The organism is Muribaculum gordoncarteri (genome assembly GCF_004803695.1).
In the GTDB taxonomy this organism is placed as follows: domain Bacteria; phylum Bacteroidota; class Bacteroidia; order Bacteroidales; family Muribaculaceae; genus Muribaculum; species Muribaculum gordoncarteri.
This window is the reverse complement of record NZ_CP039393.1, coordinates 2,742,997-2,760,604: the sequence shown is the minus strand read 5'-3', so window position 1 is coordinate 2,760,604 and position 17,608 is coordinate 2,742,997. Positions and strand designations below refer to the sequence as shown.

At 50.8% G+C, this 17,608-nt stretch carries 9 protein-coding genes; 5 read left to right on the top strand and 4 right to left on the bottom strand.

Annotated elements, in window-relative coordinates:
• Positions 1-8: 8 nt before the first annotated feature.
• The 4 genes from ilvB to E7746_RS12035 form a co-directional block, all read right to left on the bottom strand.
• Positions 9-1,724 carry a biosynthetic-type acetolactate synthase large subunit gene (ilvB, locus tag E7746_RS12050; RefSeq protein WP_136410966.1) on the bottom strand — a complete coding sequence of 572 codons (1,716 nt, stop codon included), beginning with the start codon at positions 1,722-1,724 and terminating at the stop codon, positions 9-11.
• 48 nt (positions 1,725-1,772) lie between these two features.
• The gene (gene ilvD, locus E7746_RS12045; protein ID WP_136410965.1) at positions 1,773-3,596 is read right to left on the bottom strand and encodes a dihydroxy-acid dehydratase; all 1,824 of its coding nucleotides are present in this window, start codon (positions 3,594-3,596) and stop codon (positions 1,773-1,775) included.
• A 295-nt stretch (positions 3,597-3,891) separates the two neighbouring features.
• Positions 3,892-5,802 (bottom strand): family 43 glycosylhydrolase, encoded by a 1,911-nt coding sequence (locus E7746_RS12040; protein ID WP_136410964.1) that lies wholly within the window; start codon positions 5,800-5,802, stop codon positions 3,892-3,894.
• 37 nt (positions 5,803-5,839) lie between these two features.
• Positions 5,840-8,311, bottom strand: coding sequence for an alpha-L-arabinofuranosidase C-terminal domain-containing protein (locus tag E7746_RS12035; RefSeq protein WP_136410963.1), 2,472 nt, complete (start codon positions 8,309-8,311; stop codon positions 5,840-5,842).
• A 594-nt stretch (positions 8,312-8,905) separates the two neighbouring features.
• Here E7746_RS12035 and E7746_RS12030 point away from each other — a divergent pair.
• From E7746_RS12030 to E7746_RS12010, 5 genes are all read left to right on the top strand, one after another.
• Positions 8,906-10,609, top strand: a complete 1,704-nt coding sequence (locus tag E7746_RS12030) for a tetratricopeptide repeat protein (protein WP_136410962.1) — start codon at positions 8,906-8,908, stop codon at positions 10,607-10,609.
• A gap of 139 nt (positions 10,610-10,748) precedes the next feature.
• On the top strand, positions 10,749-11,102 hold the full coding sequence (locus E7746_RS12025) for a DUF3244 domain-containing protein (protein WP_136410961.1): 354 nt from the start codon (positions 10,749-10,751) through the stop codon (positions 11,100-11,102).
• Between the two features lie 440 nt (positions 11,103-11,542).
• The gene (locus E7746_RS12020; protein ID WP_136410960.1) at positions 11,543-12,790 is read left to right on the top strand and encodes a radical SAM/SPASM domain-containing protein; all 1,248 of its coding nucleotides are present in this window, start codon (positions 11,543-11,545) and stop codon (positions 12,788-12,790) included.
• A gap of 70 nt (positions 12,791-12,860) precedes the next feature.
• The gene (locus E7746_RS12015) at positions 12,861-15,170 is read left to right on the top strand and encodes a TonB-dependent receptor (RefSeq protein WP_136410959.1); all 2,310 of its coding nucleotides are present in this window, start codon (positions 12,861-12,863) and stop codon (positions 15,168-15,170) included.
• 635 nt (positions 15,171-15,805) lie between these two features.
• Complete coding sequence (locus E7746_RS12010) at positions 15,806-17,575, top strand: tetratricopeptide repeat protein (RefSeq protein ID WP_136410958.1); 1,770 nt, start codon at positions 15,806-15,808, stop codon at positions 17,573-17,575.
• The last annotated feature ends 33 nt before the right edge of the window (positions 17,576-17,608 follow it).

Below are 17,608 nucleotides of genomic sequence, written 5' to 3'. Positions count from 1 at the left end.
AAGCGGGTTTAGTCGGTTGGATAACATTCCGACGCGTTGATCATGATGTGGTCCACATTGGAGCCCGCGGGCGTCATGGGGAATATCATGTCGTGCTCGTCGATATTTACGTTGATGAGATAGGCTCCGTCGTGGTTGAGCATGCGCTCTATCGCTCCGTCAAGCTCCTCGCGGCACTTTACCTCTTCGGCGCCGAGCCCGTAGGCCTTGGCTATCATCACGAAGTCGGGATTTACGAGCGGTGTCTGCGAGAATCGGTCGTTGAAGAATAGTGCCTGCCACTGGCGCACGTTGCCCAGGAAGTTGTTGTTGAGCAATATTATCTTCACATCGGTGTGGTACTCGAGTATCGTGCCGAGCTCCTGTATGGTCATCTGAAGGCCGCCGTCGCCGGTGAAGAAGCACACAGTGCGGTCGGGGGCGCCCATCTTCGCGCCTATGGCTGCCGGAAGTCCGAATCCCATTGTGCCGAGGCCGCCCGATGTGAGTATGCTTCGGGGCTCGGTGTACTTGAAGTAGCGGGCCGAGAGCATCTGGTTCTGACCTACATCGGTCACCACGATTGCATTGTGTCCCGTGGCTTCCGACACGCGGTTGACAACCTCGCCCATCGTCATGCGCTCGCCGGTGGGATGGATGGCCGGCTCGATTACCTTCTCAAGCTCAACCTTCTCGGGCTGCTCGAATGCACCGAGCCACTCGGTGCGCTTTTTCGGCTCGATGAGCGGAATGAGCTTCTTGAGCACCTCACGGGCGTCGCCGTGGACCGTGGCGGTGGTGGCGATGTTCTTGTCAAATTCCGACGAGTCGATGTCGATGTGTATGATTTTGGCATTCGGGGCATAGGTCTTCACATTGCCCGTGATGCGGTCGTCAAATCGCATTCCTATCGCTATTATCGCGTCGGCGCGGTTGGTGTTGATGTTGGGGCCTATGTTGCCGTGCATTCCCAGCATGCCTTTGTATAGCCTGTGTGACGACGGCATTGTCGACAGTCCCAGGAGGGTTGCGGCTACCGGAATGTCGCCTTTTTCGGCAAACTCGGCAAGCTCCTTCTCGGCATTGGCTATCATCACGCCGTGACCCGACAGAATCATGGGGCGTTCCGAGGCGTTTATTATGTCGGCGGCCCGCTGAAGGTCGGCGTCGTCGATTTCGGGATAGGGGATGTAGGAGCGTATGTAGTCACACTTTTTGTAGTTGAACTCCGTGAGTCCCACCTGTGCGTCCTTGGCAAAGTCGAGCACCACAGGGCCGGGACGGCCTGTCGATGCGATGTAGAATGCTCTCGCTACGGCCGGAGCTACATCCTCGGGACGGCGTATCTGGTAGCTCCATTTAGTGATGGGCTGTGTGATGCCCACAACATCGGTTTCCTGGAAGGCGTCGAAGCCCAGGAAGGGGGTGGCCACCTGACCGGTGATGACCACAAGCGGTGTGCTGTCCATCAGCGCGTCGCTGAGGCCGGTGATGACATTGGTCGCCGCCGGGCCCGAGGTCACTATTACAACGCCCGGGCGTCCCGTAACGCGGGCATATCCTTGTGCGGCGTGTGTCGCGCCCTGTTCATGGCGCACGAGCACATGCTTTATCTGGTCCTGGTAGTCATAGAGCCTGTCATATACGGGGATGATTGATCCGCCCGGATATCCGAAAACGAGGTCTACACCTTCGCATATCAGCGATTGAAGCAATGCATCGGCTCCTGAAATTTTTTCTTTCATATATATATGTCTTTATCCTTTTTTTGACAGTAGATGTGTTATGTCGTGCTACTCTCTCACTCCGCCCTTGTCGGGCGAAGTCACCATCGAGGCGTAGGCCTTGAGGGCCTTCGATATGACGCGGTCGCGCGACACGGGTGTGAACGCATCCTTTCCGCGCGCCTCCTCCTGCTTGCGGCGTTCGGCAAGCTCTTCGTCGCTGATGAGCACGTTGATAGTGCGCTCGGGTATGTTGATGTCGATCATGTCGCCGTCGCGCACAAGTCCTATGTTGCCTCCTGCGGCGGCTTCGGGCGATATGTGGCCTATCGACAGGCCCGAGGTGCCGCCCGAGAATCGGCCGTCGGTTATGAGTGCGCACTCCTTGCCGAGGTGCTTCGACTTGATGTAACTGGTGGGGTAGAGCATCTCCTGCATTCCGGGGCCTCCCTTGGGGCCTTCGTGGGTGATGACTACGACATCGCCGCTCACTACCTTGTCGCGGAGTATTCCGTCAACGGCCTCTTCCTGCGACTGGAACACCTTGGCCGGGCCGCGGAAGTGGAATATGCTCTCATCAACTCCGGCGGTTTTTACAACGCATCCGTCGGCGGCTATGTTTCCTCGCAGCACTGCAAGGCCGCCGTCCTTCACATAGGCGTGGTCGAAGTCGCGTATGCAGCCTCCTGCACGGTCGGTGTCAAGCTCCGAATAGGTGCTGTTCTGCGAGCCGAGCACCAGGTTGCGGCCTCCGCCGGGTGCGCTCAGCCACAGTGTGCGGGCCTCGTCGCTCACCTTCTCGCCGTCGATTGCATATAGCTTTACGGCTTCGGCAAGGGTGTGGCCGTCGACACGCTTGACCGAGGTGTCGAGCAAGCCGCGGTCGGCGAGTATCTTCATTATCGACAGGATGCCGCCTGCGCGGTTCACATCCTGGATGTGGTATTTTGAGTTGGGAGCCACCTTGCACAGCACCGGAGTGACGCGCGACAGGCGGTCGATGTCGTCCATCGTGAAGTCGGCTTCGGCCTCGTGGGCTATGGCCAGCAGGTGAAGCACGGTGTTGGTGGAGCCGCCCATCGCTATGTCGAGTGTCATTGCGTTGAGCATCGCCTCGCGGGTGGCTATGTTGCGGGGAAGCACGCTCTCGTCATCGTCGTTGTAGTAGGCGAGGGTGTTCTTTACGATTTGGCGGGCGGCCTTGCGGAACAGCTCTTCGCGCTGACGGTGGGTGGCTACTATGGTGCCGTTGCCGGGCAGCGCAAGGCCTATGGCCTCGTTGAGCGAGTTCATCGAGTTGGCTGTGAACATTCCCGAGCAGGAACCGCAGGTGGGGCAGCCTTTCTGTTCGAGCAGAGTGACGGTGTCGTCGCTCACAGTGTCGTCGGCGGCATCGATCATTATGTCGATGAGGTCGAGCGGACGGTCGCCGAGGCGGCCTGCCTCCATGGGGCCTCCCGACACGAATATCGCCGGGATGTTGAGTCGCATGGCTGCCATGAGCATTCCCGGGGTCACTTTGTCGCAGTTGGATATGCACACCATCGCGTCGGCCTTGTGGGCGTTGACCATGTACTCTACCGAGTCGGCGATGAGGTCGCGCGACGGGAGCGAATAGAGCATTCCGTCATGTCCCATCGCTATGCCGTCGTCGATGGCTATGGTGTTGAATTCGGCGGCGAAGCATCCCTGTCGTTCAATCTCTTCCTTTACAATCTGCCCTATGTTGTGCAGATGCGTGTGACCCGGAACAAATTGGGTGAATGAGTTGACTATGGCTATTATAGGCTTGCCTATCTGCTCCTCTTTCATGCCGTTGGCGCGCCATAGGGCGCGGGCTCCGGCCATGCGACGGCCTTGGGTGCTTGTGGCACTGCGTAGTGGTCTGCTCATAAGTGAATATTTCCTTTCCTTCAAAAATTAATCAAGATGCCTCTCAAGTCGCTTACGGCGAATGGAGAGGCATCTCTATATGGTTTGACATTTACATTACACGCAACCGCTTACCCCTCCTGTTGGCTTAGGACGGTAATGACGACGACTTGAATAATCGACGAAAGATGCGTGTTGATGCTGTTCATTAATTCTTAATTGTAAGTTAGTGGCGCAAATTTATTACATTTTGAAATATAACGCAAATAAATCGCCAAAAAAATGATAAATCTTGTCGCCGATTGTCATCGTTGTGTCACTTTCGGGCTGCGGGCTCGTATAGTCTGACATAATCGATTTCATATTTCATCGGAAAACACTCGGGATCGGGAGTGCCGCCGTTGTCACCTCCTATGGCGAGATTGAGCAGGATATACTGCGGTGAGGTGAAGGGGTTGGTGCCGTTGCCCTGCTTTCCGTTTACGGTGCTGCTGAGGGGTATTGTGTTGAGCAGCTCGCCGTCGAGATAGAGCTTGATGTTCTCCTCGTCCCAGTCCATGCGCCAGATGTGGAACTTCTCGGCCCAGAAGGGGTCGGCGTCGGTGAAGTGGCTGTAGGGTATGCGCTGGCTGTTCCACTTGGCCTGATGCGGCTTGTCGGTGCCCCAGGCTGCGTTGGCGAGTATGTGGGGCTCGCCGTTTATGCGGTAGTACTCCATTACATCTATTTCGCCGCACGAGGGCCAGGGCTGCTTCTCGCCCAGTAGCCATATTGCGGGCCATGAACCGCCGCCTACCGGTATGCGTGCGCGCACATCCAGTCGTCCGTAGAGCATATCCTTGGTGCCGCGTGTCTTGACGCAGGCCGATGTGTAGTCGATCGTCTTGCGCGACTTGCGCCAGTCGTTGGCGTCGGCATTGGCCGAGTAGGTGGGATTGGGACGGTTTTCGCTGCGGGCCTCGATTACGAGGAGGCCGTCGCGGCAGTTGGCGTTTTCAGGCTGATACCACTGCAGCTCGTGATTACGCACAAATCCGTTCTCGTAGCTCCATATCTTGGGGTCGGGCTTGCCGTCGCGGTCAAACTCGTCGCTCCACACCATGCGCCATGCCTCGTCGCCCGATGCCTCGCCTCGCTCGCGTCCCATTATATAGGGTGTGCCGTCGGTGCGGAACTCTATCGGCAGCCATATATGGCGTGAGTTGCCGAGGTCCTTGGGGTTCCATATATCGGCCATGAAGGTGAATCCTCCCTCGTGAGGCATTATATAGGTGCTTTGGCCGCCGAAGGTTATGTCGGCGCCCGGTCCCACGCAGGGGTTGGGAAGCTGTGTCCACGTGCCCATGATGGAGTCGGCGCGCATGAGGCGGGCGGTGTTGGGTGCCCAGCCGGTGCATCCCGATGTTATCATCCAGTAGGTGCCGTCCTTCTTGAATATGGCCGGTGCCTCGTTGTGGCCGCCGGGGAATATACGTATGTAGCGGCCCGTGTGACGCTCGTAGGTCGAGTCGAGCTCGGCTATGTTGAGTGTGAGGTTCTCCTCGGCCGAGTAGATGTGGTAGGCTTTGCCGTCGTCGTCGATAAATACGGTCATGTCGCGCGACATCTGTCCGCTCTCGTGGTCGCGCTTGTTGAGCATTCCTTGGTTTATGGCTTCATACCAATCGGGTGTCCACCACTCGAGCTCTACGCCGTCCCAGTTGCGGGCGCGGTCGGCTTCACTCATGTTGAGCGGATATATGCCCGGATTGACGCGTGACGATGCCGAAAGCTTGAACGGCCCGAGCGGATTGTCGCTCGTGGCCACTCCGGCTTGGGCGGCGGCATAGCCCTGTCCCTTCAGCTCGTTGTGAAACCACATTACAAACCGTCCCGTGGCGGGGCAGTAGATCACCTTGGGACGCTCGATTATGCATCCCTCCTCGATGGGGCTGCCGGCTTCGTCGGTAACCGAAAGCACGATGCCGCGGTTGGTCCAGTTGCGCAGGTCGGTCGAGGTGTAGCAGGCGACTCCGCGCTGTCCCTTGCCGGGACGCCCTTCGCCGCGGTGTTCGCCATACCAGTAGTAGGTGCCGTCATACTCCATTATCGCGCCGCCGTGGGCGTTGATGTGATTGCCCTCGGTGTCGGGAAAAACCTCGCCGTTGACAATCGGGGGAGTGACGGCGCACATTGCCGTCACTCCGGTTGCGGCAAGCATCATTGCCGCAATCACTAATTTCTTCATAATCTATATATATCTGAATTTGGATATTTGTGTCGTGTTATTTTCCGTTTTTTAGCCTTATCACGGTCATTGAGTACTTGGGCAGCGTCGTGGGAATGGCTGAGCCGTTAACCTTCAGTGTCGAGGTCACGGGCTTTACATCCTTGTCGACGGGGCTGCCCGAAAGGCGTGTCAAGGTAGCGCTCTTGGCCGAGTAGGGTAGGTTGACGGTAGTGTTCACGTTCACCGGAAGCATGTTGACGAGCTTGATGATCATGTCGCCGCTCTTGTCGTCGGTAACCACTGATACGCCTATTCGCTTCGACACTGCATCGTCGTTGTTGTCGAGCGTCACCTTCGAGTCGACATAGCGGTTGCCGCTGTTGTTGCCGTAAAGTTTCTGGACATAGTAGTCGACGGTGGGGCGCACATCGTTGTTGCTGAAGTAGATGAGGTCGGGAGTCCACTGTGTGTTGCGGTCTTTGGCCAGCAGGGGAGCGTAGCTTGTCATCTCTACCACATCGGCGTTACGTTCTACCGAGGTAAGGTAGAGGGCTTCGGCAAGAGCGGTTTCGATGTTGCTGGGACGGCCGGGCAGGTGAGCCGCATATTCGCCGAGATACACCTTCGGGCCCTTGCGGTCGTAGTTGTCGTAGTAGTGCTGGTTGTGAATCATCCATCCGGGCGACACATAGTAGTGCTCGTCGACCATCGGCACATTCTCCTCGCGGGCAAATTCCCAGCCCTCGATATAGTCGGCTCCTTCATAGAAAGGTCCCACCGTACCCACAACCGTTATGTCGGGATACTTCTCGCGCACTGCGTCGTTGATCATCTTGAATCGCACCTTGAAGGCGGGCGATATGAGGTCTTCGTTGCCTATTCCTATATATTTCAGGTTGAAAGGCTTGGGATGTCCTGCTTCAGCGCGTTTGCGTCCCCATTCGGTGCTCTTGGCGTCGCCGTTGGCATATTCGATGAGGTCGAGCACATCCTGAACGTAGGCGTCCATCTCCTCCATCGGTATTCCGTCCTGCTGACCGAAGAGGGTCAGCTCGTCATGGGTGTGGTGGGCGGCGTGGTTGGAGTTCTGGCAGGGTACGCCGGCGGCAAGCACGGGCAGCGGTTCGGCGTTTATGTCCTCGCAGAATTGGAAATATTCGTGATAGCCGAGTCCGCGTGTCTGGTGATAGCCCCACAGGTTGGAGAGTGGCTTGCGGGCTTCAAGCGGGCCCACCGAGCCTTTCCAGTCGTAGATGTTGTCGATGCCCTGGCCGTGAGCCACGCATCCGCCGGGGAAGCGTACAAATCGGGGCTTCAGGTCGGCGAGCGTCTGTGCAAGGTCTTTGCGCAGGCCGTTGCGGCGGTTCTTGAATGTGTTTTGGGGGAAGAGCGACACCATGTCGAGGTCGACACGGGCGTTGGCGGGTATCTTGACCACGAGGCGGGCCGAGTCGGCGTTGATGCGCGACTTCATGCTCACTTCGTATTTGCGCCACTCCTTCGATGCTATCTTCACTGTGGCGTTGGCGGCTGTTGCGCCGTCGGGTGTCACGAGCGACACATTGATTGAGCCGGGAGTTGCACCCTTTGAGCGACCGAATATCGAGAAGTTGTAGCCCTCGCCCTTGGTCAGCTTGATGCCGTCAAATCCGTTGTTGACAAGCTCTACAGCTCCGTTCGATGCGTCGATGGCCGCATAGTGGGGGTTGTTGGGATGAATGGGAGCCACGGTGTCGATGGTGAGCTCTGCGCCCTCGATGGCCCATCCGGTTGTGGGGTTCCAGCCGTGACGGTCGTTGCTGCTGAACTCAAAGTCGCGGTTGCGCACCAGTTCGGCATAGAGGCCGCCGTCGGCCGCGTAGTTGATGTCCTCAAAGAATATTCCTATCAGCTTGTCGCTGATTGCCTTTGAGTTGTCGGTAATGTCGATGGTGGCGTTGACATCCTTAAGCCCGGCAAAGCGGGTGGGATCGTCCTTGGCCTGTTCGCCGTGGCGTGCGTCGGCAGCCTTGCGCTCGGCGATGCGTTTGTTTATGTAGTCGGCTTCGGCCTTCGATATTTTCTGAACCGAGCCGTATTGTGCCTTCCCGTTGATGTAGGCCTCGCGGCTGTCCACCTTGCGGTACGATGTCGGGCGATATTTCGACATGTCGCTTTCACGGAAGAATGTCTGCGGACGCCAGTCGATTAAGTTGTCCGAAACAGCGTGGGCGTATGTGCCTCCCGAAGGAGTCACCTGCCAGATGGCGTGCCACTTCTTGTCGCCGTTGGAGAAATAGAGTCGGGGCGAATACATCTTCTTGGATGTAGCCGAACCGCCCCACGAACCGAAGTCCGATGTCACGAAATTCATTCCGTCGCCGAGCGAGGTCCAGTTGACGCCGTTGTCGCTCACGGCGAGGCGCAGACCGCTCTTGCCTGATTCGGCGTAGGAGAATATGTAAACAGAGTCGGGCACTTGTGCTGTCATCGACAACCACGAAGCGGCGCACATTAATGCAATTGCAATGATTTTGGTTGGTAGCATGGTTATGGATAATGATGATTTAATATTGGGTTAACTTAACTGATACAAAGATAAAAATTTAAATCCATTCTCCCAAGCCCCACCCCGCATTCGCCCCCACTTCCGTCCAAGCATTCGCCCTGCTCCGCATTCGCCCAGCACACCCCCGCGTTAGCCCCGCGCCGCGCAGGGCGCACCCCACCCGCACATCCCCGCGTTAGCGCCAAAGCTGCGTTAGCTGCTTAATAACGTTAGGCCCGCGCAAGGCCGCCGTTAGGCGTCCGCAGCACGGGTAAAAAGCGATAACAAAAAAGAAAAAGGGCTACGTAGTTGCCCAATAAAACGCTCCACCCGGCAACGATAACATTTTATTGGGCAGCTAACGCAGCCCTCGGGGATGGTGGGGGCGCGACATGACCTCACGCTGCATGCACCTAAAGGCGCGTTTGCATGAGGCTAACCCTATTGAGCAGCTACGCAGCTCTCACGCTATCGCGGGGATTTGATGATTGAGCGGAGGTCACGCGGAGCACACGCACGCCGCATATCCCTCCCCGCCGCCTCGCCACATTTATTGGGCGAATGTCGCGGATTATTCGTATATTCGCGGAAGCTATGAAGCATTTGTTACACATATTCATCACCGTCGTGTGCATCGCCGTCGTCGCCGGATGTGCCGACAACTCGCGTCTGCGCGACGACATCGACCGCGCCGGACGGCTCGCCGACACCCGTCCCGACAGCGCAATCGCGCTCCTCGACTCACTGTCACCCGCCATCAATCAAGCCGACAAGGCAACGCGGATGCGTTACGACCTGATGCTAATAAAATCACGCGACAAGGCCTACATCGAGCACCGCAACGACTCAATGATAGCCCCCGTGGTCGAATACTTCACCGACCACACCGACCCCGATCTCACCCCGCTTGCCCTATACTACGCCGGACGAGTCTACAGCGACCTCGGCGACGCCCCCCGCGCCCTCGACTACTATTATAACGCACTTAATTCCCTCAATGACAATCCGGAAAACAATATGATGCGATATCTAATCTCCGGACAGATTGGAACAATTTTTCAACAACAGGACATATACGTAAATGCAAAATATTATTTTGACATTGCCCACAAATGTGCTAAAGAAATGCATGACACAACACGCATTGTCAGGATACTTCTTCAATCTGCGATATGCTTTCGCCAACTTGGCAAACCAGACAGCGCACTAATATGCTATAACAAAGCTTTGGAAAATCAATTGAGGCTAAATGACCTAAAAGGACTTAACCGAGTACGTTCGCAAATTGCATCATACTACATTCAATTGGATATGTTTGAGAAGGCCGATTCAATATTCAAACCGGTTTTGGAATGCTATCCTTCCGACATAGAGCAGCAGGTACACTCAATAGCTTCCAATATTTATATCGAACTAAATGACACAGCCAAGGCACTGCCTCACATCCATTGGATGCTCGACAGTGGTTCATTGCTCAACAAAAAATCGGCAAGCGGTTTATTGGCCAACATTGCAATGGCAAAAGAAGATGTGTCGCAAACAGTAGAATACATAAACATGTATATACTATATAACGATTCATTGAATAAAAGTTATAACAATGAGGAACTTGCTAAAATAAATGCAAAATACAACTTCGCTATTCGCGAACGAGAAAATGAGAAATTGTCAGCGCAAAACGCAAGAAATCAATTCTATATCCTGACATTGCTGTTAATACTCATAATCGTGGCTGTATCGGCAACTGCATGCATCATATATCTAAAGAACAAGCGTTTGCAAGCTATCAATGAATATCAAAAGATACAACGTATAATCGACAACAGCGACATTGGTGTTAAAAAGCACCTCTCAAAGAAAAAAGAAGAACTTGATTTGATACAGAATTATACATCCGTCAACGATAAAAGCGTTCAAATCAGTTCTCAATTTTGCAACAAACACGATGCAATCATTGATAGCGAACCTGCGGTTTCCATATTCCTAAGCCCAATACTACTTAAATTCAAAAGTAATGGATTTCGACCTCAGGAAACGGATTGGGGAGAGCTTATGAAAGAGATAGAATCAGCATACCCATCATTTTTTGAAACATTGAGTTATATCGGAGTACATAAAACTAGCGATCTTAGAGTATCTATGCTTATAAAAGTGGGGTTTGCTCCAGGTGAAATAGCCCCGATAATGATGAAAAGCTTTAGCTCAATTTCATCGATACGATCACGATTATATCAAAGGTACTTTAAAAAAGAGGATTCTGCATTTAAGAATTGGGATGACTTTATAGGTTCATTATAAAGGAGTTATTGAGAGCTTGTAAAATTTTGCGAGATTAACACTCGTTAAATTAATGGTTTTGTAAAATTTTGCGTAATTAAAAACTTGCAAGTATAAACGAGCATTCATTTCTTTGCAAGAAACCAATAACCCTAAAATTATGAAACATTTCCTTTGTGCAATAATGATGATATTTTCATTAGCACTATTTGCAAAAGAAAAGCCAATAAGCGTTGAACAAAGCAAAGAGCAACAAACGATTGTTGATCGTTCATTAGGTTATTCTCCTTATGTCACCATCGATGACAATGATGTGTTACGCGTATATGGCGAATACAGTGATAATGTAACTGTAGTTGTTTTTAACAATAACAGCATGGTGTGGAGCGGGTACCCGTCAAGCTCCAATAATCAATGCCAAGAGTTTACAGTAACAGGATTGACTAAAGGCATAAACTACACCCTATACCTTAACATCGATGAAACAACCTACATCGGTGAATTCACTAAATAATAAAGATATAAGGTTATAATCTTAGTATAAAATAACAATGCGAACCAAGAGATACGCGCGGTTCAAAGTTCGCATAATTACTAATTAAATAACAAATGATATGCAAACAACATTTCTATCATTAAAAGAATTGGTCGCGAATGTACAAAATCGGCTCTCTGAAGAAGAAGAATGTTTTGTGTTTGGAGGCTTAGACCACACAGGACATGAAACAACCGATAACTGCCAATGCAATGGTAACAATTGCCAATGTAGAAGCAATAATTGTCAATGTGGTTCAGAAAGTTCCAATAACTGCCAATGTAATGGTAACAATTGTCAATGTCGTTACATTTCAACAGATCCCAGTTTAGAATAGACCTCAATTAATAGATGTGTCTGGACAATTAATATATGTCCAGACACATCTTAATTAAATACACCCCAAATCAATCCTTACAATGAAAAAAAGCATATACAACACATATCTGCACCCTACTGAAAATTCTACGGTAATCTATAATGCATTGACCGATACTACAGTAGTTATACCCGATAAAATTATATGTGACACCAACATCCTTGATGTAAATGAGTCGTTGTTAAGTAAACTTGTAACGGAGGGATTCATTGTTGATGACATTGTAGATGAACGTGATGAGTTTATTAAGAGAGCATTGACAATCGAAAAAAATGACACAAGTTTTCATCTAATAATAAATCCTACGATTAACTGTAATTTTCATTGTTGGTACTGCTATGAATCACACATTGCATCAAAAATGGCACCTGAAATGATTGAACGCGTCAAGTCGCTGATTGACAAAATAATAAATGAGGGCAAAAATTTGACAATATCATTTTTCGGTGGAGAGCCAATGCTATATTATAACGAAGTCATGGTGCCAATATTAAAACATGCCTATGACAAATCATCTGAAGCCCAAATTCCGTTCTCGGCCAACATGACATCCAACGGTTTCCTCCTGTCGGAAAAAAGAATAAAGGCAATGAAAATGTTGAATTTCACTGGAGCGCAAATAACTCTTGACGGCGACAAAGATATACACAACAGCATACGTTTTCGCCATAAGGGCGATGACACATTCACTCATATAGTGAATAATATAAAATTAATGGTTAAAAACGGAATGAGCGTAACATTGAGAGTGAACTGTTCAAAGGACAACATGGCATCAATAGGGCAGATTCCCGCTTATTTCAATGAACTGACTTGTGATGAAAAGAAACTGATTCGTGTAGACTTACAGATTGTATGGCAGGATAACAATCGCAAGGAAATATATGCCTACATGGATAACATGATCACCGCATTCAGTAACGAGGGTATCCCTTCAGCCAAAATGGATTTCCGTAGTTTTTGTTATGGGGACATAAGAAACAGCTGTATGATAAATTACAACGGAGATATCTACAAATGTACAGCGGTTGACTTTGCAAAGACACCAAGGGACGGATATCTTTCATCGGAAGGAGAAATCATCTGGGAAAACGACTCATTGGAAAAACGAATGGCTTCAAAATTTAAAAATCCCAATTGCCGTCATTGTAGAATATTTCCATTGTGCCATGGTGGTTGTACAAAGCAATCAATGGGATCAACCGACTATTGTATGCACAACTTCGATGATGATGAAAAGGACAGCATTGTAACTAATCGAATATTATTAAACGTGACATCGTGTTAATATATTCAAAAATTTGATTATATTCGTAATATAATTACCAATTTACAACGATAACAAACCAATAACAACAATGCGCATCAGTATAAAAATTCTATCTATCACATTAGTTGCAATCATTTCGGCATTGACCGCCGAGGCTTTCACAGTGCGCGGACGCATAGTCGACAACACCCTCAAGGACCCGGTGCCGGGAGCCATAGTGACAATCGCATCACCTGACTCAACCGTAATAGCACGCGGAACATCCGACGGCAAAGGAACATTTACCGTCAATGTCGACAGTGTCACTGAGCAGCTCATCATCACAGTGGACGCCACCTCCTATAGCCGCCTGTCGCTCTCACTTTCAGGGGCCGGCAGCGACATCGACCTTGGAAGCGTGGCCATGTCACCCTCAACAATCGGGCTGGCCGAAGTGACCGTGTCGGCCAAGGCCGTAAATCGGCTTACCGACCGCACCATCCTCATTCCATCGGCTGAGGAGATTAAGCGCGCGCCGGGCATGATGGGACTACTGAACTCATTGTCGTTCAAGTCGCTTGAACTGAAAGTAAACTCACTCACCAACACGATAACAATCAACGGGCAGAGCGCAAAGATACTCATCAACGGCGTACAGCGCCGAATCGAGGACCTCACGGCTCTGATTCCTGAAAACATTGCCAGAGTAGAGTACTGCAGCTACCCCGATGTGCGCTACGGGGCATGCTGGGTCAACATCATAACCGTGCCTGTCGACAAGGGAGGAAGCGTAATGGCCTACCTGAATCCGGCATTGACCGCAAAACGCACCTCGCAGCAGGTGGCGGCATCCTACCGACACGGAGCCAATGAGGTGTCAATCAACTACTCGGGAGGGTTCCGCGACTCCGACAAGGAGTATTCCCACAAGGAGGAAGAGTACATAGGAGGCGGCAACGTCACCCGCCTGTACTATCACGGACTTCCGTCGACAACAATCGACCGCTACAACAGCCTGCGCATCGACTACACGCGACAGCCGTCCGACAAGCGCATATTCATCGCGTCGCTGCTGCTTGACCAGCATAGCCAGAATCAAGACGAGGACACCGAAGTGCAGGAGATAAGTTCCTCCTACACCGAACGCACAAGTCGCGACTTCAAGTCGCTCGCGCCCACTCTCGACCTATACTATCGCGAAAACACAAGCGCCAACGGCGTGATGGAGCTGAATGTCACAACCTCGCTCAGCCGTGGCGACTACTACCGCGACATAGTCAACACCACGGGCTACTCCGACCTCAACAAAATCAACAACACAGCATGGTTCATCGGCGGTGAGGCCCTCTACTCCCACCGCTACTCGTCGGTAAGCACCCGATACGGAATCCAATACCGATTCACCAACTCCGACCGAAAGACCACGATAAACAACGGCAACCCGATTGCCGACGATGCAAGTTCGCATGTCTTCTACGGCTACGCCTCAATTGGCGGACGACTGCTCGACATCGGCTACTCGTTTGCTGCCGGACTTCGCTATAATCGGGTCACAAGCTCAATGCTCAGGCCCAGCTTTACTATGTCGCTAAACCGCTATTTCGGCAACGACTTCAGTGCGGGATACCAGCTTCAGTGGCAGCCGTCGTCACCGGGCCTGTCACGCTATTCCAATGTGTTCACACCCGTAAACGAGCTTCTATACCGCACCGGTAATCCCGATCTCAAGTCGACGACAACCACCTCCAACCGACTGTCGATCCAATACGGCCACGGAAAGTTCTACGCTTCGGGCGAAGTGTTCTACAATTATGTAAAGCGACCGATAATGAACGTTTACAGCTATGTCGACGACCCCTCGTCGGAAATCGCCGGCAAGTTTCTAATGCGTCCCGAGAACTGCCACAACAACCGCCGAATGGGCATGTCACTCTCGATGAGCGTCAACAACCTTCTCAACCATCTGTCGCTCGCAGTGTGGGGCGGATGGGGCAAATACTCCACCCGAGGCGAGGGATTCCGATATGATAAATGCACCTGGAATGCCGATGCACAGGCATCCTTCTACTGGGACACATGGACGGTAAACGCCAACTTCACCCTCATCCCGGGATACCAGTTGAGCACCAACAATCTCAACGAAAGATCACGATTCAGCAGTGTGGATGTCAGCTACCGCTATCGCCAATGGACATTCTCGGCATCGATATCACAAATATTCTCAAAGCACGGCATCAGGCAGCGAAACTGGGTGCTGTCAAGCGTACACCCCGAGTACTCCGACTATTACCTGAAGAACTTTGCCAACCTCGTAAGCATAGGCGTGCGCTACAGCCTTAACTTCGGAAAAAGGCTCCGCAAGGGCAACCGCTCAACCTCAAGCTACGGCATCGACTCCGGCGTCAACATAACCTACTAATAAACCTTTAGCCACCAAATAACCACGCATCCGCCTCGCGCCTCTCCCCGCGCAGCGCACCCGCAAATGCCCGTGCCCTCGCCCCGCGCAGCGCAGGGCGAATGCGTCCGCAGCCCCCCGCGTCAGCTCCCGCACCGCGTCCGCTCCCGCGTCAGCGCAAATACCCACCCGGTATATGCCGAAGGCATTACATGTATTTAACCGCGGGTTGGCCGTAGGCCTACCCGTGGACCCCGCGTTAGCGCCAAAGCTGCGTTAGCTGCTTAATAACGTTAGGCCCGCGCAAGGCCGCCGTTAGGCGTCCGCAGCACGGGTAAAAAGCGATAACAAAAAAGGAAAAGGGCTACGTAGTTGCCCAATAAAACGCTCCACCCGGCAACGATAACATTTTATTGGGCAGCTAACGCAGCCCTCGGGGATGGTGGGGGCACGACATGACCTCACGCTGCACGCACCCAAGGGCGTATTTGCATGAGGCTAAACTTATTGAGCAGCTACGCAGCTCTCACGCTATCGCGGGGATTTGATGATTGAGCGGAGGTCACGCGGAGCACACGCACGCCGCATATCCCTCCCCTCCGCCCGCCACTTTTATTGGGTGAATTTCGCGGATTATTCGTATATTCGCGGAAGCTATGAAGCATTTGTTACACATATTCATCACCGTCGTGTGCATCGCCGTCGTCGCCGGGTGTGCCGACAACTCGCGTCTGCGCGACGACATCGACCGCGCCGGACGGCTCGCCGACACCTGCCCCGACAGCGCAATCGCGCTCCTCGACTCACTGTCACCCGCCATCAATCAAGCCGACAAGGCAACGCGGATGCGTTACGACCTGATGCTTATAAAGTCACGCGACAAGGCCTACATCGAGCACCGCAACGACTCGATGATAGCCCCCGTGGTCGAGTACTTCACCGGCCACTCCGACCCCGATCTCACACCGCTTGCCCTATATTACGCCGGACGAGTCTACAGCGACCTCGGCGACGCTCCCCGCGCCCTCGACTACTACCAGAAAGCAGTCAACTCCCTCATTTCAAACGATAATGACAGATTAAGAACGTACATATATACCCAAATCGGTGATTTATATTATAGACAAGGTCTTTTTGAATATGCGCTTAACGCTAATAAAAAATCATTGGATTTATCCTATGCGCTAAACGACACATTGTTTATAATTGATGGATTGAAAGAGATAGCTCACACTTACATTAACATGAATCATGAAGATAGCGCATTAATCTGTTATAAGAAAGCATATGAGTTATCACAAAGTATCAATGAAGAGGAATTATCTGGATGTCTACTCTCACAATATGCATATCTTGAAAACTCATTGGGCAACAAAGAGGTAGCCGATTCTCTAATAGAGAAAGCTCTTATGTATGATTATAAAACCGAGAATTTAAAAAGTGTATTATATGCTATAACATCCAAAATTTATATGCAACGGGGCAAATCACAACAAGCATTGCCATATCTATTATGGTTATGTGATAACGGCTCTATATATGCAAAAAGGAATGCTTATAGAAATATTACACTGTATCACATACAAAAAATGCAATGGCATGATGCTTTAAAATACAATAACAAAGCGTTCGATGCGGTTGATTCAATTAGAAAGATAGAGGGTGCTGAAGCTGTAGCTCGTGTAAAGGCAAATTATGACTATTCACTATATAAAATAGAAAACAGCGACTTAAAAGTCAATAATGCGCGCAAAAACAAGATTATAATAATATTGTCAGCTATATCTATATTGATTATGCTCTTTATATTCTTTTGGTGGAAATCAATAAAATTGAAATCACAACACCAAATAGAATTACTTAATAATATGAAATTCTTACATGAGAGCGAAACTGAGAATATTCTCAATGAAAAATTGAAAGTAACGGAAGAATTGCATGCGAAAATAACAAATCTGCTTTTAGAAAACCATTCATATAATGAGAAAGTAAATTCATTGACCGACTACATTACCGAATTAGAAAACACATTAAATCAAACCACGGCACAACTGGAAGATTTGACAAGTTCCAAACAAATTTCCGACAATAAATTAATGTCAAGCGAGATTGTTGGGAAGATAAAAAGAAATATTTCGGATAATAATTTCAATCTATCATATAATGAGTGGAAAGCTCTTGAAAAATCCATAATTTCCAATTGTCCTGATTTTTATAAAAAACTGCATCCCGACAGATTCATGAGTGCATTGGAATGGAGAGTGACAATGCTCATAAAGATAGGCATTAGCCCGTCCAACATCAGCAAAATGGTTAATCGCTCAAAAGAAACCGTAACATCTATTAGATCTAGACTATATGCAAAAGTATTCAAAATTGAGAAAGCGTCAGCCCGAGATTGGGACTCATTTATCCGCTCATTATAAATGTATTAATACGTTTTTTGCGCACTTTTTGCG

What these genes read in the sequence shown, in the direction of transcription:
- ilvB (WP_136410966.1), bottom strand. Translation starts at nt 1,724, where the DNA reads ATGAAAGAAAAAATTTCAGGAGCCGATGCATTGCTTCAATCGCTGATA.
- ilvD (WP_136410965.1), bottom strand. Translation starts at nt 3,596, where the DNA reads ATGAGCAGACCACTACGCAGTGCCACAAGCACCCAAGGCCGTCGCATG.
- E7746_RS12040 (WP_136410964.1), bottom strand. Translation starts at nt 5,802, where the DNA reads ATGAAGAAATTAGTGATTGCGGCAATGATGCTTGCCGCAACCGGAGTG.
- E7746_RS12035 (WP_136410963.1), bottom strand. Translation starts at nt 8,311, where the DNA reads ATGCTACCAACCAAAATCATTGCAATTGCATTAATGTGCGCCGCTTCG.
- E7746_RS12030 (WP_136410962.1), top strand. Translation starts at nt 8,906, where the DNA reads ATGAAGCATTTGTTACACATATTCATCACCGTCGTGTGCATCGCCGTC.
- E7746_RS12025 (WP_136410961.1), top strand. Translation starts at nt 10,749, where the DNA reads ATGAAACATTTCCTTTGTGCAATAATGATGATATTTTCATTAGCACTA.
- E7746_RS12020 (WP_136410960.1), top strand. Translation starts at nt 11,543, where the DNA reads ATGAAAAAAAGCATATACAACACATATCTGCACCCTACTGAAAATTCT.
- E7746_RS12015 (WP_136410959.1), top strand. Translation starts at nt 12,861, where the DNA reads ATGCGCATCAGTATAAAAATTCTATCTATCACATTAGTTGCAATCATT.
- E7746_RS12010 (WP_136410958.1), top strand. Translation starts at nt 15,806, where the DNA reads ATGAAGCATTTGTTACACATATTCATCACCGTCGTGTGCATCGCCGTC.